Origin of the sequence: Labedella endophytica (genome assembly GCF_003990045.1) — a bacterium.
Lineage (GTDB): Bacteria > Actinomycetota > Actinomycetes > Actinomycetales > Microbacteriaceae > Labedella > Labedella endophytica.
This window is the reverse complement of sequence record NZ_RZGZ01000002.1, coordinates 315,306-335,274: the sequence shown is the minus strand read 5'-3', so window position 1 is coordinate 335,274 and position 19,969 is coordinate 315,306. Positions and strand designations below refer to the sequence as shown.

General features: G+C 69.9%; 22 protein-coding genes. 13 read left to right on the top strand and 9 right to left on the bottom strand.

What is annotated here, in order from left to right:
• Positions 1 to 20 precede the first annotated feature (20 nt).
• Entirely contained in the window at positions 21 to 1,073 is a 1,053-nt protein-coding gene (locus ELQ94_RS05110) for a LacI family DNA-binding transcriptional regulator (protein ID WP_166404664.1), read from the bottom strand.
• 125 nt (positions 1,074 to 1,198) lie between these two features.
• On the opposite strand from ELQ94_RS05110, the gene lpdA reads away from it, so the two are divergent.
• Both lpdA and ELQ94_RS05100 read left to right on the top strand, forming a co-directional pair.
• Positions 1,199 to 2,602, top strand: coding sequence for a dihydrolipoyl dehydrogenase (lpdA, locus tag ELQ94_RS05105; protein ID WP_127047867.1), 1,404 nt, complete (start codon positions 1,199 to 1,201; stop codon positions 2,600 to 2,602).
• 198 nt (positions 2,603 to 2,800) lie between these two features.
• Positions 2,801 to 4,711 (top strand): cation:proton antiporter, encoded by a 1,911-nt coding sequence (locus ELQ94_RS05100; protein ID WP_127047865.1) that lies wholly within the window; start codon positions 2,801 to 2,803, stop codon positions 4,709 to 4,711.
• Positions 4,712 to 5,529: 818 nt separating this feature from the next.
• Here ELQ94_RS05100 and ELQ94_RS05095 read toward each other — a convergent pair.
• From ELQ94_RS05095 to ELQ94_RS05085, 3 genes are all read right to left on the bottom strand, one after another.
• Complete coding sequence (locus tag ELQ94_RS05095) at positions 5,530 to 5,973, bottom strand: hypothetical protein (protein WP_127047863.1); 444 nt, start codon at positions 5,971 to 5,973, stop codon at positions 5,530 to 5,532.
• Between the two features lie 37 nt (positions 5,974 to 6,010).
• On the bottom strand, positions 6,011 to 7,369 hold the full coding sequence (locus tag ELQ94_RS05090; protein ID WP_166404663.1) for an HNH endonuclease signature motif containing protein: 1,359 nt from the start codon (positions 7,367 to 7,369) through the stop codon (positions 6,011 to 6,013).
• A 365-nt stretch (positions 7,370 to 7,734) separates the two neighbouring features.
• Complete coding sequence (locus ELQ94_RS05085; protein WP_127047859.1) at positions 7,735 to 8,430, bottom strand: YoaK family protein; 696 nt, start codon at positions 8,428 to 8,430, stop codon at positions 7,735 to 7,737.
• Between the two features lie 253 nt (positions 8,431 to 8,683).
• Between ELQ94_RS05085 and ELQ94_RS05080 the strand changes: the two genes are divergently transcribed.
• From ELQ94_RS05080 to ELQ94_RS05065, 4 genes are all read left to right on the top strand, one after another.
• A complete protein-coding gene (locus tag ELQ94_RS05080; RefSeq protein WP_127047857.1) occupies positions 8,684 to 8,863 on the top strand; it encodes a PspC domain-containing protein in 180 nt (59 codons plus the stop codon).
• A 186-nt stretch (positions 8,864 to 9,049) separates the two neighbouring features.
• Positions 9,050 to 9,364: a DUF3072 domain-containing protein gene (locus ELQ94_RS05075; RefSeq protein WP_243696962.1), complete on the top strand. Its 315-nt coding sequence runs from the start codon at positions 9,050 to 9,052 to the stop codon at positions 9,362 to 9,364.
• 130 nt (positions 9,365 to 9,494) lie between these two features.
• On the top strand, positions 9,495 to 10,202 hold the full coding sequence (locus ELQ94_RS05070; protein WP_243696871.1) for a class I SAM-dependent methyltransferase: 708 nt from the start codon (positions 9,495 to 9,497) through the stop codon (positions 10,200 to 10,202).
• Positions 10,192 to 10,512: a hypothetical protein gene (locus ELQ94_RS05065; protein WP_127047851.1), complete on the top strand. Its 321-nt coding sequence runs from the start codon at positions 10,192 to 10,194 to the stop codon at positions 10,510 to 10,512. Before ELQ94_RS05070 ends, ELQ94_RS05065 begins: the two co-directional genes overlap by 11 nt.
• On the opposite strand, the gene ELQ94_RS05060 is transcribed toward ELQ94_RS05065, so the two are convergent.
• Positions 10,478 to 11,164, bottom strand: a complete 687-nt coding sequence (locus ELQ94_RS05060) for a ribonuclease H family protein (RefSeq protein ID WP_127047849.1) — start codon at positions 11,162 to 11,164, stop codon at positions 10,478 to 10,480. The two genes, ELQ94_RS05065 and ELQ94_RS05060, sit on opposite strands and share 35 nt — an antisense overlap.
• A 106-nt stretch (positions 11,165 to 11,270) precedes the next feature.
• Positions 11,271 to 13,004: an L-aspartate oxidase gene (locus tag ELQ94_RS05055; protein ID WP_127047847.1), complete on the bottom strand. Its 1,734-nt coding sequence runs from the start codon at positions 13,002 to 13,004 to the stop codon at positions 11,271 to 11,273.
• A 70-nt stretch (positions 13,005 to 13,074) separates the two neighbouring features.
• Between ELQ94_RS05055 and ELQ94_RS05050 the strand changes: the two genes are divergently transcribed.
• Both ELQ94_RS05050 and ELQ94_RS05045 read left to right on the top strand, forming a co-directional pair.
• Positions 13,075 to 14,010, top strand: a complete 936-nt coding sequence (locus tag ELQ94_RS05050; RefSeq protein ID WP_127047845.1) for a LysR family transcriptional regulator — start codon at positions 13,075 to 13,077, stop codon at positions 14,008 to 14,010.
• 85 nt (positions 14,011 to 14,095) lie between these two features.
• Positions 14,096 to 14,503: a helix-turn-helix domain-containing protein gene (locus ELQ94_RS05045; RefSeq protein ID WP_424976823.1), complete on the top strand. Its 408-nt coding sequence runs from the start codon at positions 14,096 to 14,098 to the stop codon at positions 14,501 to 14,503.
• Here the strand turns inward: ELQ94_RS05045 and ELQ94_RS05040 are convergent.
• Both ELQ94_RS05040 and ELQ94_RS05035 read right to left on the bottom strand, forming a co-directional pair.
• Complete coding sequence (locus tag ELQ94_RS05040; RefSeq protein WP_127047843.1) at positions 14,479 to 15,102, bottom strand: ClpP family protease; 624 nt, start codon at positions 15,100 to 15,102, stop codon at positions 14,479 to 14,481. The genes ELQ94_RS05045 and ELQ94_RS05040 overlap by 25 nt on opposite strands.
• Before the next feature lies 1 nt (position 15,103).
• Positions 15,104 to 15,712 carry a ClpP family protease gene (locus ELQ94_RS05035; protein ID WP_127047841.1) on the bottom strand — a complete coding sequence of 203 codons (609 nt, stop codon included), beginning with the start codon at positions 15,710 to 15,712 and terminating at the stop codon, positions 15,104 to 15,106.
• A gap of 135 nt (positions 15,713 to 15,847) precedes the next feature.
• Between ELQ94_RS05035 and ELQ94_RS05030 the strand changes: the two genes are divergently transcribed.
• From ELQ94_RS05030 to ELQ94_RS05020, 3 genes are all read left to right on the top strand, one after another.
• Positions 15,848 to 16,390 carry a hypothetical protein gene (locus tag ELQ94_RS05030; RefSeq protein ID WP_243696870.1) on the top strand — a complete coding sequence of 181 codons (543 nt, stop codon included), beginning with the start codon at positions 15,848 to 15,850 and terminating at the stop codon, positions 16,388 to 16,390.
• A 93-nt stretch (positions 16,391 to 16,483) separates the two neighbouring features.
• The gene (locus ELQ94_RS05025) at positions 16,484 to 16,669 is read left to right on the top strand and encodes a hypothetical protein (RefSeq protein WP_127047839.1); all 186 of its coding nucleotides are present in this window, start codon (positions 16,484 to 16,486) and stop codon (positions 16,667 to 16,669) included.
• Positions 16,666 to 18,240, top strand: a complete 1,575-nt coding sequence (locus tag ELQ94_RS05020) for a bifunctional phosphatase PAP2/diacylglycerol kinase family protein (RefSeq protein ID WP_127047837.1) — start codon at positions 16,666 to 16,668, stop codon at positions 18,238 to 18,240. The genes ELQ94_RS05025 and ELQ94_RS05020 overlap by 4 nt, the downstream gene beginning before the upstream one ends.
• An 88-nt stretch (positions 18,241 to 18,328) precedes the next feature.
• On the opposite strand, the gene ELQ94_RS05015 is transcribed toward ELQ94_RS05020, so the two are convergent.
• Positions 18,329 to 19,123: a PepSY domain-containing protein gene (locus tag ELQ94_RS05015; RefSeq protein WP_127047835.1), complete on the bottom strand. Its 795-nt coding sequence runs from the start codon at positions 19,121 to 19,123 to the stop codon at positions 18,329 to 18,331.
• A gap of 127 nt (positions 19,124 to 19,250) precedes the next feature.
• Here ELQ94_RS05015 and ELQ94_RS05010 point away from each other — a divergent pair, with 127 nt between their 5' ends.
• Both ELQ94_RS05010 and ELQ94_RS05005 read left to right on the top strand, forming a co-directional pair.
• Positions 19,251 to 19,460, top strand: coding sequence for a hypothetical protein (locus ELQ94_RS05010; protein ID WP_127047833.1), 210 nt, complete (start codon positions 19,251 to 19,253; stop codon positions 19,458 to 19,460).
• Between the two features lie 98 nt (positions 19,461 to 19,558).
• Positions 19,559 to 19,963 carry a YciI family protein gene (locus ELQ94_RS05005; RefSeq protein WP_127047831.1) on the top strand — a complete coding sequence of 135 codons (405 nt, stop codon included), beginning with the start codon at positions 19,559 to 19,561 and terminating at the stop codon, positions 19,961 to 19,963.
• Positions 19,964 to 19,969 lie beyond the last annotated feature (6 nt).

Genomic DNA, 19,969 nt, shown 5'->3' with positions numbered 1-19,969 from the left:
GTCGCGGAGCCCGCGGGGAGTCAGCGATTCTCGGGGGGACCCGTGGAGGCGCGCACGACGAGGACCGGTTTCTCGAGCGGCACGTCCTCCTCGATCGTCTCCCCGAGCAGGCTGAGCAGTTTCGCGGCGGCCGCGCGTCCCCGTTGGAAGGCGAACCGCTGCACCGTCGTGAGCTGGGGGTCGACCCATTCGCCGACCTCGAGCCCTTCGAACCCCACGACCGAGACGTCACCGGGGACCGACAGACCGCGGCTCTGGATGGTGCGCATCCCCGCGATCGCCATCGTGTCGGTGCCATAGAAGATCGCACTGGGCGGCGAAGCTCCGTCGAGCAGGCCGCTCGTCACCGCCGCGGCCGCCGATGGCGAGTACTCGATACTCGCGACCGAGTGGGGCGACAGCCCGTGGTGCGCGAGCCGCGCGACGAAGGCCTCGCGTCGGATGTTGGGGAGGACGAATCCGGCCGGGCCGCTGACGAATGCGATGTCGCGGTGGCCGAGCCCCACCAGGTGGTCGACGGTCTCGGGGATCCCGGCGCTCGGCGGGTCGGCGTCGATGTAGTCCACCACGCCGGGCCTCCACGGGGTGCCCACGAGGACGGCCGGCACGCCCAATCCCTTCATGAGCTCGAACCGGGTGTCGCCGACCACCGAGTTGGTGAGGATCACGCCGTCCATCCGCTGACGCTCCGCGAGCGAGCGGTAGAAGGCCGTCTCGTCGTGCCGACCGGTGAGGAAGACGTTCAACAGGAGCCCGTATTCGCGGGGGCTCAGGACGGATTCGATGCCGGAGATGAGACCGACGTTCGCCGCTCCCACCTCGGCCACGGGGGAGGAGCTCGTGAGGACGAGACCGATCGCCTGCGCTCGAGAGGTCCGGAGCGCGATCGCGGCGGGATTCGGCGTCCAGTTGAGCTTCCGCGCCGCCTCGCGGACGCGCTCGGCGGTGGGCGGCGAGATGCGGCCCGTGCCGTTGAACACCTTGGAGACCGCACCGGCCGAGACGCCCGCCAGCGCGGCGACATCCGAGATGGTGGGTCGGCCGTTCTTGCGCCGGCCGGTCGATGAGGTCATGGTGTTCCTGTCTGACGCTCCCAGCATATTGGCCGGGCCGGGACAGCGTCGGAGGCGACGGGTGGGCCACGGGAGTCGCCGACGCGAATAGAGTTGGAGGACACGATCCATCGGGAGGCACCCACATGACCGATCAGCATTTCGACGTCGTCGTTCTCGGCGCAGGACCGGGCGGATACGTCGCGGCGATCCGCGCGGCCCAGCTCGGCAAGTCCGTCGCGATCGTCGAGGAGAAGTACTGGGGAGGCGTCTGTCTCAACGTCGGATGCATTCCGTCCAAGGCGCTCCTGCGCAACGCCGAGCTCGCGCACATCTTCACGCACCAGGCGAAGCAGTTCGGTATGAGCGGAGACGTGTCCTTCGACTACGGCGTCGCGTACGACCGCAGCCGCACCGTGGCCGACGGCCGCGTGAAGGGCGTGCACTTCCTCATGCGGAAGAACAAGATCACCGAGCTCGACGGGCGCGGCACCTTCACCGACGACCACACCCTCTCCGTCGCCCTCTCGAGCGGCGAGACCCAGACGGTGTCCTTCGACAACGTCATCATCGCCACCGGCTCCGTCGTGCGGCTGCTGCCCGGCGTCGAGCTGAGCGACAACGTCGTGACGTACGAGTCGCAGATCATGGAGCGCGAGCTGCCCTCCTCGATCGTGATCGTGGGTGCCGGGGCCATCGGCATGGAGTTCGCGTACGTCATGCGCAACTACGGCGTCGAGGTCACGATCGTCGAGTTCCTCGACCGCGCCCTCCCGAACGAGGACGTCGACATCTCCAAGGAGATCACCAAGCAGTACAAGGGCTACGGCATCCCGATCATGACCTCGACGAAGGTCGAGAAGGTAACGGACGAGGGCTCGCAGGTCACGGTCACCTACACGGCCAAGGACGGCTCGACCGGCACCCTCACGGCCGACAAGGTCCTCATGTCGGTCGGCTTCGCCCCTCGCGTCGACGGCTACGGCCTCGACAAGGCCGGGGTGAAGCTCACCGAGCGCGGTGCCATCGACATCGACGCGCGCATGCGCACCAACGTGCCGCACATCTACGCGATCGGCGACGTCACGGCGAAGCTCCAGCTCGCCCACGTGGCCGAGGCCCAGGGCGTCGTCGCGGCGGAGACCATCGCCGACGCGGAGACGCAGGAGCTCGGCGACTACCGGATGATGCCGCGCGCCACGTTCTGCCAGCCGCAGGTCGCGAGCTTCGGCCTCACCGAGCAGCAGGCGCGCGACGAGGGCCACGACGTGAAGGTCGTATCGTTCCCGTTCATGGCCAACGGCAAGGCGCACGGCCTCGGGGAGCCTACGGGCTTCGTGAAGCTCGTCGCCGATGCGAAGTACGGCGAGCTCCTCGGGGGACACCTCATCGGACCCGACGTGTCCGAACTCCTGCCCGAGCTCACGCTAGCGCAGAAGTGGGACCTCACGGCCGCGGAGCTCGCACGCAACGTGCACACGCACCCGACGCTCAGCGAGGCGCTCCAGGAGGGCTTCCACGGCCTCCAGGGACACATGATCAACTTCTGATCCGTCCGGCGCTCGCGCGCCGAACCATCCGAGGGCGGGCGATCCGGGATCGCCCGCCCTCGGTGTTTCCTCGGGGTGGGCCGGTATCCCGCTGTGCCGTGCGAACGGACCTCGATCCGTCCCGCTAGCCTCGGATCACGGATCACGGATCACGGATCGGGATTAGAGATCACGGAGCAGGACGGAGCGGGAGCAGCCATGGAGATTCTCGTCGTCGGTGTCTCGGCGCTCCTCGTGATCGCGGGGGCGACGGCCCTCGGACCGCGCTTGCGCATCGCGTCGCCCCTCATCCTCGTGGTGCTCGGCATCGTCGTGAGTTTCCTGCCCGTGCTGCCGGATTTCGAGGTCGACCCCGAGTGGATCCTCGCGGGCATCCTGCCGCCGCTGCTCTATTCGGCCGCCGTCTCGATGCCCGCCATGAACTTCCGTCGCGAATTGAACGCGATCGGCGGGCTCTCGATCGTGCTCGTCGTCGTGTCGGCTGTCGTGCTCGGCGCGTTCTTCGCGTGGGTCATTCCCGGCCTCGGGATCTGGTGGGGGATCGCGCTCGGCGCGATCGTGAGTCCCACGGACGCCGTCGCGACGTCCATCGTGCGTCGACTGGGCGTCGGTGGGCGGATCGTCTCCGTGCTGCAGGGCGAGAGCCTGCTCAACGATGCCACCGCCCTCGTCCTCCTGCGGTCGGCGATCGCCGCAGCCGCGGCGTCGGTGACGTTCTGGGAGGTCGCCGGGGATTTCTTCTACGCGGTCGCGATCGCCGTCGTCTTCGGCTTCCTCGTGGGGCACGTCAACCTCTGGGTGCGTCAGCGCGTCACCGACTCGACGGTGAACACGGTCATCTCCTTCACCGTGCCGTTCCTCGCGTCGATCCCGGCCGAGCTCCTCGGGGCCTCGGGACTCGTGGCGGCCGTCGTGGCGGGACTCATCACGGGTCATGGCGCCGCGCGTCGGCTGTCGCCCCAGCACCGCGCGTCCGACGCCCAGAACTGGCGGATGGTCGAGCTCGTGCTCGAGGGAGGCATCTTCCTCATTATGGGTCTCGAACTCTCCGCCCTCGTCCAGGACGTGGAGGCGGCGCACGAGGGTGTGCACGTCGCCGTCTTCGTGGCGCTCGGCGCGCTCCTGCTGACGGTCGTCGTCCGCATGGCCTTCGTCGCGTCGCTCCTGTACACCCTCAGGCGGCGACGGTTGCGCCGCGAGCGCGTGGCGCCGCGCGTGGAGGAGTGGAACGAAAAGCTCGGATCGGACGACACTCCGACGGAATGGCCGTTCGGCCGGGGCGCGCCCATGACGGACGAACGTGTCCAATCCACGCGAACGCGGTTGCGCCGATTCATCGCGGACACGGACTACTACCTGTCCGCTCCGCTCGGGTGGCGGGAGGGCGGAGTGCTCGTCTGGGCGGGCATGCGCGGTGCCGTCACCCTCGCGGCCGCCCAGACGTTGCCGTCGGACACGCCGAACCGCTCGCTGCTCGTCCTCGTGGCCTTCGTGGTGGCGGCGGCCTCGCTCATCCTGCAGGGTGGCACGCTCGCGCGGGTCGTGCGCTGGTTGAAGCCCGTGGGAGGCGACGCCGAGTCGCAGTACGCCCAGCGGGGGGCGATCCTCGAACTCCTGGCGACCGTGTCGCGGCGCGTGCGGCAGGAGGAGGGGCAGGATCCCGTCGGTGAGTCGATGCCGGAGGGGGCGAAGGCGCGGGCGAGCGACGAACCCGGCAGCTCGGATTCGGTCCCCTCGGGTTCCGTCACGGAGGGAACGGAGAGCGATGACGCGCTCTCGCCCGATGAGGAAGAACGGGAGATGCTCGACCCGCTCGCCGCCGATCGGGCGATGTCCGCTGAGCGTGAGTCCCACGACCGGGGATCGGGGGACACCGCATCCGATCCGGCGCTCTCCGACGAGGACCGCGAGCGGGGGGAACGCCTCGAGCGGCATGCGCGCCGCCGTGCCCTCACCCGCGCGGTCATCGTCGCGCAGCGTGACGCGCTCCTCGACGCCCGCGACGACGGAACCTTCGATGCCGAGTCGCTCGACGCGGCCCTCGCCACCCTCGACGCGGCCCAGATCAGCGTCGAGCTGCAGGGAGGCCCGTCGAACGACGAGCGGTGACCGCGCGCCCCTGCCGCGGGGTCTTCGGGTGTCTGACGGGTGGGTGGCCGGTTGGGCGGCGGGCGAATGGTCTGCGCCCGGCACCGGTCGCCGGTCGCCGGTCGGGCCGGCCTGTCGTGGGGCACTGCCCTGAGGCCGCCGCACCGTCCGCCGGCCTCCTGCGCCGCCGCCATCCCCGAGGCCCGGTCTCAGCAGCCGACCCCCGAGGGATCGGCGTTGCAGTCCTCGGGGACGATGACCGTCGACGCGGTGCCCACGTAGGCCGCGAGAGTAGTGCTGGCTGCCACCGTGCCCGTGACGGTCGTCCAGGGCCCTGCGCCTCCCAGACGGTATTCGACGGTGTAGGCGACGTGGAGGGAGATGGTGGTGGTTCCGCGTTCGGTGTAGGTGTGGGACGTGGGGGTCTCGGTAAAGCGGTCCTGGTCGAGGCTCTCCCAAGTGGCGCCCGGGGTCGAGAAGATTCGGTGGTGCCGTCGCCCCAGTCCCAGCGGTAGGCCTGCGGGGAGAAGCGGACGGCGACGGGGGTGCTCGTGAGGTCGGTGAGGGTGATGGTCGGAGCCGGGGAGGCGTCGTAGCCGTCGCGGCAGAGGGAGGTTTCGCCGCACCGGAGGCTGTCCTGGATCTCCCGGGGATCGACGGTGCCGCCTCCGTCGCTCGGCGAGCCATTCGCGTCAGGGGCGCCACCCGAGCCCGCGTGTCCGTTCGGATCGCCATCAGGTCCTTCTGAGGTTCGGCTCGAGTCCATGTCCACGCTGCCGGGCCCAATCCCGCCTGAGACGCACTCTCCGCTACTAGAGAACCCGAAGCCACAGTCGCCGTCAGCCAAGGCTGGAAGGGACGTCTGCATCAAGACAGCCACGACTGCTCCGGTCAGGAGCAGTATCCACCTTCGATATAAGGAGAGAGTCGCCAACCTCCACGAGGAAGACAACCGGAGGAATGCGGGTTCGGATGGGGGTCGACGTTGACGGCGCACCCTCCTCGTCCACGACGTGGGTCCTAGAGATATCGCGGCAGCCATCGAGGGCGGCGTTGAACACGGTGAATGCGTCGATCGCTTCGGCCAGTCGGGACGCGTCCGTCGGAGCGGTCTCGGACGACGTCGGCGTTGGCTCAGCGGTCGAGCATGCGGCCAGCGTGAACGCCAACGTGGAACCCATGACGAGCGCGACGAGTCGTCTCAACATTGTCACTACCCCCATGCCGACGACCATAGGCGGACGGAGGAACGGACGGAGGAATACCGCGTTCGTGCCGTCCACAGACGACAATACGACCGGTCTCCCGGGCGGGCCCCACCTACCCGGTCGGGGTGGAAGGTGGTCTGCTTCTGCTCTTCGTGGTGTGAGTCCATGTCCAATGCCCGGGGCCGCGGACGTGGGGGATTCCGTCCGGCATCGATAACTCCCAGGGACCTTTGTCGATGCTCTGATGGTGTCCCCAACACAGCAGTACGCCGTTGTCGGTATGTGTCGCCCCGCCGTCTCGCCAGGGGATGACGTGGTGCACTTCGCACCACCCCGCCGGGGCAGTGCATCCGGGGATGACACATCCGCCGTCTCGGGCAGCGATCACACGCCGCTGGGACGGGGTAAAGCAGCGTTGGACCGACCCGAGGGCGAGCGCTCGGCCTTTGTCGTTGAAGATGATGTGTTGCGTGCCGCGTGAGTCGATCATCTTCTCGATCGCCTGAACGGAGATCGGGGTGTCGAAGCCGTCGATCGCGCCGACACCCCACCCGGCGTCGAGCGCCGCCTGGGTGACGGTCACAGAGATCGTGGGCGCCGATCCGGCGAGTTCAGGGGCGTCCTTGACGCGGGCGGCGGCGCTGAGGATGTCGGCGAGCGTGTCGTGGCGTTTCTGCTGCGGGAGCCGGTCATCGACGTGGTCGACGAGGGAATCCGGGTCATCGGTGAAGGAGACCTTCCGCACGTGAGCGTCGACGAGGCGCTTCAGCGATGCCCCGACCTCGAGCGTCAGCAACCCGTGCACGGGAATCAGCCCGTCCTGTGTCTCGCGCCCGATCCTCAGGCAACGCTTCCGCCGGGCCGCTTCCTCCCGCGGGAGGGACCCGTCGGGGTCGATCAGTTCGAGGAACAACTGCACCTGCCCGCGGACCAGGTCCGCCCGCAGCGGCGGGTGATCGGGAGTACCCGCAGCGAGTTCGACGAGCGACTCCTCCGCCTGCCGGAGCACCGATTCGTCGACGCGGTTGCCGACCCCATCCAGGGCGTCGATGATGATCGTCGAGACGTCGATGCTGAGGTTCCCCGCGAACACGGACGCCGCGACCACGGGGTGCGCGCAGCCTGTTTCCGCGCCGGTCAGTGACATTCCGGCGTTCAATGATTCGCCGATCCGGATTCGCCGCTTCGCATCCCGATCGGCAGCAGATGTGAGCATCGCGACCGCGTCCACGGCGGACGCGTAGCCGAGGGCGCCGAGCGTGTCGATGGGGCCCTGCGTACGCTTCTCCGCCTCACCAGCGAGAGCGATGCGGGCCGCATCGACCAGGCGGCCGAGGTCCTCGACCTCTCGCAGCGCGGCGATGTAGTCGGAAGCGGACAGCCGCCCGGGTGCGAGCGTGCCGACGGGTTCGGCGAGGACCGAGATCGCGGTCGCGATTCCCTCTCGAAGTGTCGTCCCGTGGGTGCTCATACGTCTAGTGAACAGCACACCACCGACATTCGGACGGTATCCGGAAAAGGAGTCAGTTTCTCCGTCGGACCCAGCCTGTGGACGACAGGTGGCGAAAGATCCGACGTCGACGGTGCCCTTCGGCAGGCGCAGAGAGCGAGGGTGTGCGTGGGAGGGAGAGCCTCGACGACGAGAATCTCCGGCACCCATCGACAGGCTCAGGGAACGGTTCGTCAGGAATCCCGATACAGGACTCCACGACGGCGGTCGACGACGGCCGACACGTCCCGGGCTCCGTCGATAGGCCCTCGACGGCGCCTCATCCGCCTCGAGGGCGCCACCTCTATGTGGCGCCCTCGAGCCGCACTAGCGCCTCGCGCGGCTGGCTAGAGGGTCGCGCGTGCGGTCGCGCGGCGCTCCGAGCGAGACGTGAGGGTGAGGAGGACCACGGCGCTCACGTAGAGCGCTCCGCCGGCTGCGAGGGCCGCCGCGCCCGAGAGCCAACCGATGAGGACCGCACCGAGCGCGGCCCCGCCGCCCATCGCGATCACCGCGAGCAGGCGCTGCACCCAGGCCTGGCCGTGGCCTCCCGCGAGGCGACTGTCGCGGGCGAGGTTCGCGAGCGTGTTCGTCACGACGATCGTGGTGACGTCGCTGTTGCCGATCGGTTTCACCGCCGACACCTGCGCTCCCATGACGATCGCGAGCAGTGCGGTCACGACGAGGAGTCCCCGCTCGTCGAGTGTGCCGAGCACGGCCCAGGTCACGGACAGCGACGCGATCACGGCACCGCCGGCGACGAGCGTCCACATCGATCGCCGGGGGAGGAGGCGCTCGTGCTTCCTGCCCACGATCCGCCCGCTCACGATGGATCCGAGCACGAAGCCGCCCAGGGCGACGACGTTGTTGAGGAAGGGGATTCCGGCGACGCCCACGAGTGCGAACCCGATGAAGAGCACATTGCCCGTCATGTTGCCGGTGAAGACGCGGTCGAGCGCGAGGTAGCTGACCGCATCGATCGCGCCGGTCGCGGCCGTCAGCAGGATGAGACCGGCCGTGTACCGGTGAGCGTGTGACGACATGGAGACCTCCGCGCTCCAGCCTAGGAGCAGGCGCACAGACGGGCACACCAACCGAGCACGCTCAGGAAGGGGGTGTGTGGGCAGGGGGTGCGCGGGAAGACTCGTCGCCGGTCGCGGAATCTGCGAGCGGAACGCGGGGACGCGGGCGGCCCGACGGCGGTGCGCCGCGGGATTCCCGGGGGAGGCGGCCCCCGTCGATTCCCGGGGGCCAGCCCCCTTGGGGCGACGCGGAACGGTCTGTCATGCTCGAATCATGAACCTCGTCCGTCCCCGCCGCGGCCGCGTCTTCGCGGGCGTCTGCGCCGCCATCGCCAACCGCTACCAGTGGAACCCGACGACCGTGAGAGTGCTCACCGTCCTCAGCCTCCTCATCCCCGGACCGCAGCTCATCTTCTACATCATCCTGTGGATCCTCATCCCCAAGGAGGCGTGAGCTGATCGGGTGCCCACGCGGCGTGGGCCGGCCGGACCACGGCTCCGCCCGGGATGCTCTCCCGCGACCCGGAACACCTCGACGTGCAACCCCTCCGCGGTGTCGGTGGTGCGGGGTAGCGTCGGCGATATGAGCCAAGAGAACATCACCCCGGTCAACACCAACCCCACGACGAACGACGAGCACATCGCCGACGCGGGCAACACCAACGTCGGCCCCAACGATGGCGCCGACGCCCCCACCGTCTCCTCGCCCGAGGAGTCGACCGGCACGGACGGCGACACCCTCGGTGGCGAGACCCTCGGTGGTGACAGCGGCGACACCGCCGTTAAGAACACCGACGACTGGGTGACCGGCGACGAGCCCATGACGGGTGCGCAGCGCAGCTACCTCGACACCCTCGCTCGCGAGGCAGGGGAGGAGCTCTCCGCCGACCTCACCAAGGCCGAGGCGTCCGAGCACATCGAACGGCTCCAGGAGAAGACGGGCCGAGGAAAGTAATCGTCTTCCGTCGCGAACACCCCCGCCCGGTCCTGCCGTGAGCGGGGGTGACGCGTGGTCCGACGTGGCCGTCGAGTGGTCCCGCTCCTGGGGTCCTGCGGCGCGTCCGGTACATGACCGACTCATCGAGGTGACTCGCCTCCGGGCGGGCTCGTCGGTGCTCGACGTGGGATGCGGAACCGGAGAGTTCATCGCCGCCCTCGTCGATCGAGGCGCGCACGTATCGGGCGTCGATCCAGCGCGCGGCATGGTCGACCACGCTCGGTCGATCGCTCCGACCGCCGACATCCGCGTGGAGTCGTGGGACGCCCTCCCGTGGCCGACCGCCACGTTCGACGTGGTCATGGCCGTGAACGCACTGCAGTTCGCCGACGACACGATCTCCGCCCTCACCGAGGCTCGCCGCGTGACACGGACGGGTGGAGTGGTCGCGATCGCCAACTGGGCAGAGAGGGCGCTGAGCGATCTCGACGAGATCGATGCGGCTCTCGCCGCGGAGGATGGCGAGGAGCCGACACCCGACGGTGACCTGCGCCTGCCGGGAGGACTCGAGGCGGTCCTCCATGAGGCAGGCCTCGAGGTCGTCGAGGCCGGTACGATCGACGTCCCCTGGACACTCGACGGAGACGCGGCGCTCCTGCGCGCCGTCCTGCTCGATGAGGAGAGTTCGGACGCTGTCTCGTCGTATCGCGAGGTCGTCCTGCGCGCCGCGCAGAGGTTCCTGCAGGAGGATGGTCGGTACCTGCTGAACAATACGTTCCGCTTCGTGGTCGGCCGGGTGCCGGAAGCGAGCGACGCTGCCCCCTCGGGTGAGGAAGATGTGCGACATGACGAGTGAGCCGAACGTCGATCGCTTCGAGCTCGTGCTCGTCCGTCCGCGGTTGTCCGTGAACCCCGGCGTGAGGCCGACCGTCGTCATCGGAGGCCGAGGCCAGCCGACCCAGTGGGGCACCGGGACCTGGCAGCGACCGACCGACGACACGACGGTGCGGATCTACCTCTTCAACCGCGTGTGGCGTTACGGGGACGCCGCCGTGGACGTGAGTGAGCAGACGTCCCGAGTCGTCTACCGGGCGCCTCGACTCCCCTTCGGGCGGGGGCGCCTCGACGTCGTCAGATCCGACCGCGGAGATACTCCGCCGGAGTGACGGACGCTCGCCGTGCGCGATCCACGAGACGCTCGTGCTGCGCCTCGGTGAGGACCACCGTGACCGATCGCGTGGGCTCGTCGTCGGGCTCCTCGTCGAACGAGAACAGGCTCGGCGTCGAGACGGGCTCCCGCGCATCGGAGACGACGTCGCGTCGCGGCGCGGCGGAGACCCCCGACGCACTGCCCGCGGTCGTGAGTCCTGGCCCCTCCGGCACGGTGGTCCCGCGCTGGAAGGCCTCCGCGACCGCCCGAGCCCGGGAGTCGGCGGCCTCGTTCAGCACGTGTCCCACGTGGCCCTTGACCCACTCGAAGCGGTAGCGACGGCCGACGACGGCTTCGTCGATCCGCTTGAGGAGTTCGACGTTCATGACCGGCTTGCCGTCGCCCTTGCGCCAGCCCTTCTTCTTCCACCCCGGCATCCACTTGGTGATGCAGTTGATGACGTACTGACTGTCGCAGAGGATGTGGAGGTCGTCGTCGAGGTGGGCGGTCGCGAGGAGCAGATCGAGCACGGCCATGAGCTCGCCCTGGTTGTTCGTGGCGTGCTTCCATCCGCCCGCGGCCCAGTTGTCGTCGTCGACGTACCACGCCCATCCGGCGGGTCCGGGGTTCCCCAGAGCGGATCCGTCTGCCGCGGCCGTGATCGTCATTCGTGCCTCTCGTCGATGGTGCCGTCCCATCTTAAGCGCCGCGTGGGGTGTCGCATTCTGTTGTCGTCCGGGCCCTGCTGACAACAGAATGAGACACCCCACGGGATTACTCGAGGAGCTTGCCGGCCTGCGACACCTCGCTCATGAGCGCGCCGATCTCGTCGGGGATCGGAGGGATGCTCTCGCGCAAGACGCCATCGCGCGGAGACCACACCAGGTTCACCTGGAGCGCCGGATCCATGTCGGGGAAGTCGGAGCGGTTGTGGCAGCCGCGGGTCTCGCGGCGCTCGAGCGCCGCTTCGAGGGTCGCACGAGCTGCGAGGGCGGCTGACTTGAGGTCGAAGGCGTGGGCGAGGTCGTGGAAGCCCGCGATGTCGGGGTGCACTCCGATGGCGCGCATGCGCTCCTCGATGCGGTCGAGCTCTGCGAGTCCCGCGCGCAGCCCGTCCTCGTCGCGCACGACGCCCGCGTGCTCCGTCATCGTGTTGCGGATGGCCCGCTGGAGGGCGCGCACGTTCTCGGTGCCGTCCGAGGCGAGGAGGTCGGCGATCTCGTCGCGCGCCGTCTGCACGGCGGCGGCCGACCGGGTCTGGGCGGAGAGGCCCGCGGAGTAGTCCGCGGCGGCCTGCCCGACGATCCGTCCGAAGACGAGGAGCTCGATGAGTGAGTTCCCGCCGAGGCGATTGGCACCGTGCAGGCCGCTCGAGGCCTCGCCGATCGCGTAGAGGCCGGGCACGTCCGTGCTGTGGTCCTCGGGGCGCACCCACACGCCGCCCATCGAGTAGTGCGCCGTCGGCGCGATCTCGATCGGGTCGGTCGTGATGTCGAGCATCTGCAGCTCGAGCATCGTCTGGTAGACGCGGGGGAGGCGGGTCATGATCGTCTCGCGCGGCAGGTGGGAGACGTCGAGCCAGACGCCGCCGTTGGGGGTGCCGCGTCCCTCCTTGATCTCGGTGTAGCACGCGAGGGCCACGCGGTCGCGGGTCGAGAGCTCGAGCCGCTCCGGGTCGTAGTTCTGCATGAAGCGTTCGCCGAGGCCGTTGCGGAGGATGCCGCCCTCTCCGCGGGCGGCCTCGCTGATGAGCGTGCCGGCGGCGTTCTCCGGCTCGATGATGCCGGACGGGTGGAACTGGACGAGCTCGGGGTCACGCAGGCGCCCGCCTGCCTCGACGGCGAGGCGGAACGAGTCGCCCGTGTTCTCGTCGCGCCGGGACGAGGTGCGGCGCCAGATGCGGTTGTGGCCACCGGCCGCGAGGATCACGGCGTCGGCGTGGATGAGGTAGCGCGTGCCGTCCTCGAGGTCGAAGCCGTAGGCGCCGAACACGGCACCGTCCTCGTTCACGAGGATGCGTGTGACGTAGACGGTGTCGAGGATCGGGATCTCGAGCTGGGCCGCGCGATTGACGAGCGTGCGCTGGATCTCGAGTCCCGTGTAGTCGCCGGCGAAGGCGGTGCGGCGGAAGGTGTGCGCGCCGAAGAAGCGCTGGGAGATGCGGCCGTCGTCTTCGCGAGCGAAGGGCATGCCGTAGCGCTCGAGATCGTCGATGCCCCGCGCGGCGCCCGAGGTCACGATCTCGACCGTGTGCGGGTTGGCGAGCAGGTAGCTCTCCTTGAGCGTGTCGGCGGCGTGCTGCTGCCAGGTGTCGTCCGCGTCCATCGTGCCGAGGGCGGCATTGATCCCGCCGGCGGCGAGGGAGGTGTGGGCGTCCGACTTCGAGCGCTTGCCGAGGGCGAGGACGTCGACACCCGCCTCGGCGAGCTCGATCGCGGCACGCAGGCCGGAACCGCCCGTGCCGATGACGAGGACGGTGGTGGAGATCTGGCGTTCGGAGGTGGTCATTCCTCCACGCTAGGGTCGGAGGTCCCATTACTCCAATGCATATATCGGCTCACCTCGATACGCTGGAGCTATGGCCATGAATCTGGAACAGCTGCGGAGCTTCGTCGAGGTGGCGCGCCTCGGCAACTTCACGCGGGCCGCCGAGCAGCTCCATCTCGCGCAGCCCTCCCTGAGTCGCCAGATCTCCTCGCTCGAGCAGGACCTCGGAGCCGAACTCGTCCACCGGGCCCGCGGCGGGAGTTCGCTCACCACTGCTGGCGAGTCCCTCCTGCCGCTCGCCCGGCGCATGCTCGCCGACGCTGAGACCGTGCGGCGGGAACTCGACGAGCTCGCGGGGCTCCGCCGCGGACGCGTCCGCCTCGGAGCGACGCCGACGCTCTGCATCAGCCTCGTCGCCGAGGTCCTCGGCACGTTCCATCGGGCCCACCCCGCCGTGGAACTGCACCTGTCCGAGCACGGGTCCCGTCGCCTGCTCGACCAGCTCGCCGCCGGGGAACTCGACGTCGCGATCGTGACCACCTCCGACACCGCGTCGGCCGAGCGTTTCACGCTCACCCCGCTGCTCGTGGAGGAACTCGTCGTGATCTCCGCCGCCGCTTCGCCGCCCGTCACGACGGGGGAGTCGATCGCGCTCGAGGGCGTGGGGCGGCTGCCCCAGATCGTGTTGAGCGCGTCCTACGACCTCCGCAACGCCACCGACGCGGCGTTCCGGTCGGCCGGGATCGAGCCCGACGTCGTCCTGGAGGGTGCGGAGATGGATGCGGTGCTGCGGTTCGTCGAGCGCGGGCTCGGCGTCGCGATCGTGCCCGCGATGGTGCTGCTCGACCGCCCCGGGCTCCGCGGCGTGCGCCTCGAGGACTCGACCCTCGCGCGCACGATCAGCCTCGCCCGCCCGTCCGATGTGGCCCCCACCGCGGCGGTCACGGTCATGCAGCGCACGATCGCGGAGACCGCGCGGGCCTTCGCCTCGCGGGCGGGCACCACCATGCGGACGGCGTCCACCTGAGCCGGTCGCGGCCCGCTCCTCTGCTGTGAGCGGAATCGGCCGCAGAAGCAGGGCGGTCGCGATCCGACGTGGTTATCGTGAGGCCATGCGCGACATCGCCCGACTCGATCACTACCGGACGACACGGGTCCGCCGAGACGCCCCGTCCCCCCGGCGGACCGCCGGCGAGGTGACACGCGGCATGCCGGCCTCGTCGCACAGGGAGTCCCCGCCCGAGCCGCTCTGGCGGGAGGCGCTCGGCGAACGTCTTCGGGCGCACCGCGCGGAGCGGGCCGAGACCCTCGGCGAGACGGCCGGGCGGGCGGGGGTGTCGCCCCAATACCTCTCCGAGATGGAGCGTGGATTGAAGGAGCCCTCGAGCGAGATGATCGCCGCGGTCGCCGGCGCGCTCGGGCTCACGCTGCCCGATCTCGTCGGCGATGTCGCACGTCACCTCGCCCCGCGCTCTCGCGCGATGCCGCCGACCCCTCAGCTGCTCGTCACCGCCGCCTGAGGCTCCGCACGCCCCGATCGCGTGAGCACGTGGTCCGCGAGCCCGTACTGGACGGCCGCCTCCGGCGTGAAGACGCGGTCCCTGTCCGTGTCCTTCCGGAGCGTCTCGACGCTCCGCCCGGTGTGGGAGGCGAGCACGGTCTCGAGCTCCGACCGGATCCGGACGAGCTCGTCGGCCTGCAGGATGAGGTCGGGGATCGTGCCCTGACTCCGCACCGCCGGTTGGTGCAGCACGACGCGCGTGTGAGGGAGGACGGAACGTCGCCCGGGCGCCCCGGCCGCGAGGAGCACGGCGCCGGCGGCGATCGCCTGGCCCACACACGTCGTCGCGACCGGCGCCTCGATGTACTGCATGGTGTCGTAGACGGCGAGCATCGACGTCATGTCACCGCCGTCGCAATTGATGTACATGTTGATCTCGCGCCCGGGGGCATCGGCCTCGAGGTGCAGCAGCTGGGCGATGAGCGCGTTGGCGACCCCCGCATCGATGCCTGTGCCGAGGTAGACGATCCGCTCCGTGAGGAGGTGCGAGTAGACGTCCATGATGCGCTCGCCGCGGGGGTGCTGCGCGATGACGTTCGGGATCGTGTATCCGCTCATCTCACACCCCCAGACCGACGGGCTGCCGCGTGTCCGGCATGATCTGGGAGAAGTCGTCGACGATGTCGTCGATGAAGCCGTAGCTCCGCGCCTCGGTCGCGGTGTACCAGCGGTCGTGGAGCGAGTCGTCGAAGATGCGCTCGACGGGTTGGCCGGTGTCGGACGCGATGAGACCGAGGACCGTGTCCCGCACGTGCCGCAGGTCGTCCGCCTGGACCTCGACCTCGACAGTGGAGCCGCCGATGCCCGCCGATCCCTGGTGCATGAGGACGCGGGCATGCGGGAGCGCCAACCTCTTGCCCGGTGTCCCGGCGGAGAGGAGGAACTGGCCCGCGCTGCACGCGAGGCCGAGCGCGAGGGTCGATACGTCGCACGGCACGATCCGCATCACGTCACGGATGGCGAGCATGGAGGGCACGGAGCCGCCCGGCGAGTGGATCCACAGGGTGATGTCGCTGCGCGGATCGTCGGCGGCCAGAGTGAGGAGATCGGCGGCGAGCGCGGTGCCGTTGTCGTCGTCGAGCGCTCCGTCGAGGACGAGGACACGGCGGTGTCGGAGCTGCTCGCGCAGCCGGGCGGTGAAGAGAGGAGGGGTGTCGGAATCGGTCATGGGACCAGCCTGTGTTCTCGGGCCGAGCCGGAGCCAGCGGATCCGCCGTCGGCGGATCGGCTGTCAGTGGATCCGCTCTCGGCGGAGGACGTCCAGGGGTCGAGGGGAGCGGGCGGCACAGCGCAAGATGGACTCATGACCGATGCGCCCCCTGACGCCCCGCTCCGGCCGGAGGACCGCGCTCGGACCCTGATCGGTCGCGCCGCCGAGCGCTTGCGGTCGGCGGGTGCCCGGGACGAGGCGCTCGCCGAGTACATCGGGCGCCGGCGCGTGCTGCTCGTGCCGCGGGAGCCGGTCATGCGTCCCGTCGGACGGGTGTGGCGCATCGGGGTGCTCCTGATCGACACGGAGGGCACGGCTTACGCCACGGGATCCACCACGCGGGCGATCGACCCCGGTCGGCGCGGATACACCTCGGAGTCCGCCCGCGACCGCGCGGAGGAGCGCGCGGCCGCGCGTCGCGGTCGGTTCCCCGACGGCGAGACCGTCAACTTCGGGTGGCGTCGCCTCGCTCTCGACGCCGACGAGTTCCGGAGCGGAGACGGACCCTTTGTGCTCGTTGACGACGTTCCGATGGTGCGGTGGCGTGTCGGTCGCGGCGGCACGAGCACGACCGAGCTCGGCGCCTATCTCGACGACCGCGTCTCACTGCTCATCGATCCTCCCCGCGGAGCGTGAGCCGCAACCCCGGGCGACGGCCGGTGGTGCGGCGTAGCGTGGAGACATCGCAGTCGCACTGAGACCGCAGTCACCCCGAGACAGGAGTACCTCATGACGGATCAGACGAGTTCGACCGCATCGGACGCCGAGGAGTACGACCCCGTGCTCGACAAGCCGTCGCAAGCGGAGGGCGAGGACACGGACGTGGAGGCGCCCGAGCCTCAGACCCCCGGGGTCGAGGACATCGGCAAGCCCTCTCAGGCCGAGGGCGAGGACGACGCGAGCGCGACGGCGTGAAACGTGTCCCGAGCCGTCTCCGTGCACCGGTCGTCTCCTTCGAGCGCTGGCGCAGGTTGCCGCGCTGGGTGCGGCGCGTCGACGCCGCGGCGGGCCGACGCATCAACCGGCGCGCCGTCCACCCGATCGCCGACGTCGGTCTCTCGCGATTGACGCGGGTCGCCGATCGGGGGGTGCTCTGGTTCGCGCTCGCGGCGGTCCTGGCCGTCGTCGGCAGTCGGCGCGCCGCGCTGCGGGGCATCGGCTCCCTGACGGCCGCGAGCATGCTCGCGAACCTCGTCGGCAAGCGCGTGTTCGGAGGCGACCGCCCGCTCCTGAAGGACATCCCCGTGGGTCGGCGGCTCCCGGCTCAACCCTCGTCGGCGTCCTTCCCGTCCGGGCATTCCGCGAGCGCCGCCGCGTTCGCCACGGGGGTCGCGCTCGATTCCCCGCGAGCCGGTCTGGTCGTGGCGCCCCTCGCGGCCGGGGTCGCCTACTCCCGACTGCACGTGGGTGCCCACTGGCTCTCCGACGTGATCGGGGGCACCGCGCTCGGTGTGGGAGTCGCGCTGCTCGGACGCCTCCTGCTGCCCGTGCGACCCAAGGAGGAGCGCGGTGGTCCCGTCGAGTCGATCCGGGTGGATCTGCCGGCGTCGCCGACCGGCGAGGGTGTCGTGATCTTCCTCAACCCGGGTTCCGGGAAGAGCGTCGTGCGCGCGGATCCGGAGCGAATCATCCGCCGGCGCCTGCCGGATGCCGACATGCGCGTGCTGAGCGGCGACGACGATCTCGCCGGCCTCGTCGACGAGGTCGCCACCGGCTCGACGCCGCCGCTCGCCATCGGGGTGTGCGGCGGAGACGGGACGGTCGCGACCGTCGCGAATCGTGCACGTGCGCACGGGATCCCGCTGCTCGGTCTGCCGGGCGGCACGTTCAACCACTTCGTGCGGGCGACCGGTCTCGAATCGATCGACGACGCGATCGACGCCGTGCAGGCGGGATCGGGTGTCCGGGCCGATGTCGCGGAGGTGTCCTTCGACGGCGCCGAGCCGGTCACGGTCATGAACGCCGGCTCGGTCGGCATCTATCCCGACCTCGTCGTGGAACGCGAGAAGCTCGAGAAGAGACTGGGGAAGTGGGCTGCCGGTGTCGTGGCGACGTGGCGGGTGCTGCGTCACGCCGAACCGCATGAGGTGGTCGTGGACGGCAAGACGATGCGGGTGTGGAGCGTCTTCGTGGGCGTCGACCCGAACTTCTCGCACACGGTCGCGCCGATGCGGCGGCTACGGCTCGAGGGAGGAGAGCTCGACGTGCGTGTCCTGCATGCGAAGTCCCGCATCCATGCGGTCGGTTCGCTCGCCTTCGGGCGCACGACGAGCGCGATCCTCCGAGCGCTCCGACTGGTGCCCCTGAGCGAGGCGTCCACGATGTTCACGACCGACGAGGTCGAGCTGCGGGTGTCGTCGTCGCGAAGCCGACCGGCTCCGTTCGGCCGCGACGGTGAGGCAGAGGCCGACCTCGCGCGGAACGACTATACGGCGCGCCTACGTATCGTGCCCGGCGGCCTCACGGTCTACGCCCGACAGCGCTGACATGATCGCGGGCGGACAGGAGTCGTGGCCCGATATCGGTGTGATATCGAGCCACGGCTTCTGAGCACGGTCGGGTCTGTCCGAGGGGTCAGTCGGACGGGGAGGTCGTCACCACGCCGAAGTCGGCGTCGAGATCGACCTCGACCTCGCTGCCGTCGGGCAACCGGACCTCGACCTCGAACGCGTGGTCGCGGTCGTCGCTCCGGTCGATGTCCACGACCTCGCCACCGCCCGTCTCGGAGAGCGCGGCGTCGGTCGCTGCGGTCGTCTCCGCGGCGGTGAGCGGGATGTCGTCGTCGTTCCCGGAGCCGGGGGTCGTCGTTCCGTCGTCTCCGGAGCCCTGGTCGGTCGTCCCGTCGTCGTCCGTGAGTCCGTCGTCGTCGTCGCGGTCGACGTCGGCGCCGCCGTCACCGTTGCCGTTGCTGTCGTCACCGGTCCGGTCGTCGTCGCGGTCCGCGTCGCTCCGGATGACCGTGAAGTCGTCGTCGAGGTCGAGATCGACCTCGGTTCCGTCGGTGAGGCGCACCTCGGCGTCGTAGCCGCCGTCGTCGTCGCGCTCGGCGCTCACGAACTCACCGCTGCCGGTGTAGGCGAGGGCGGAGGAGGCGACCCGGTCGCGCGTTGCATCGTCGAGGGCGTCGGAACCGTCGGTGAGCTCGTCGGCGATCGCGAAACCGGCACCGCCGAGCGCGAGGACTCCGGCGACGGCGCCGCCGATGATCCACGTGCGCTTGCTGATGCGCCGACGCGGCGCCTGCTGCGTCGTCGTGGCGGAGTTGGTCGTGGGGTCGTCGAGGCGCTCCGTTGGAGCGGTCTGACCTGACGGGGCGGTGGAGGAGGAGTCCTGCGGGCGGTTCTCGGGGAGGTCGGAGTTCGTGTTCATGACCTGATCGTCCCGCGCGGGTGCTGAAGCGCTCCTGAAGCATTCTGAAGAACCGTTCAGGATGCGCGGTCCGATCGTTCGTCGAGTGTTCACCGACGGCCGACGCGACCGGCGCTACCGTCGGGTCATGGAACTGGTGATCACCGGAGCCGTCATCCTCGTCCCCCTGCTCATCGTCGCGATCGTCCTGGCCGTCGCACCGGTTCGGCGGGCCGCTGCCGATCGTCGCGACGAATCGGCACGAGCCGGGCGTTCCGCGGCCGCCACCCCGGAGGAGGCGACGCGGAAGGCGGAGGGTACGTCTGCGTGGATGAGGCCGTCCGGCGGCGGGGCCTGAGCCGTCTCTCGCCGAGGCGGGGCACGCACGGCCCTTCCGACCGTCGGCCCGCGCGGCCAGAATGGAGCGATCGACTCATTACGAGGAAGGCGACGACGATGACGCAGTACCTGCTCCTCAAGCACTATCGCGGGCCGAAGGACGTGGATCAGGCTCCGGCCGATGAATGGTCGGCGGAGGACTGGGCGGCGCACCTCCGGTACATGGACGACTTCGCCGATCGTCTCCGCGCGACCGGCGAGTTCGTCTCGAGTACCGCCCTCGAAGCGGACGGTCTCTGGGTGCGATTCGGCGGAGAGGGTCAGCCACCCGAGACCGATGGACCCTTCGCCGAGACGAAGGACCTCGTGGCCGGCTGGATGATCATCGACGTCGCCACCTCCGAACGCGCTCTCGAGCTCGCCGCCGAGCTCTCGGCGGCACCGGGGAAGGGCGGCCGGCCGCATCGCGAATGGCTCGAGGTCCGTCCCGTCATGGCCGAGGCGCCGCCGGCCGAGGGCTGAGCTCCG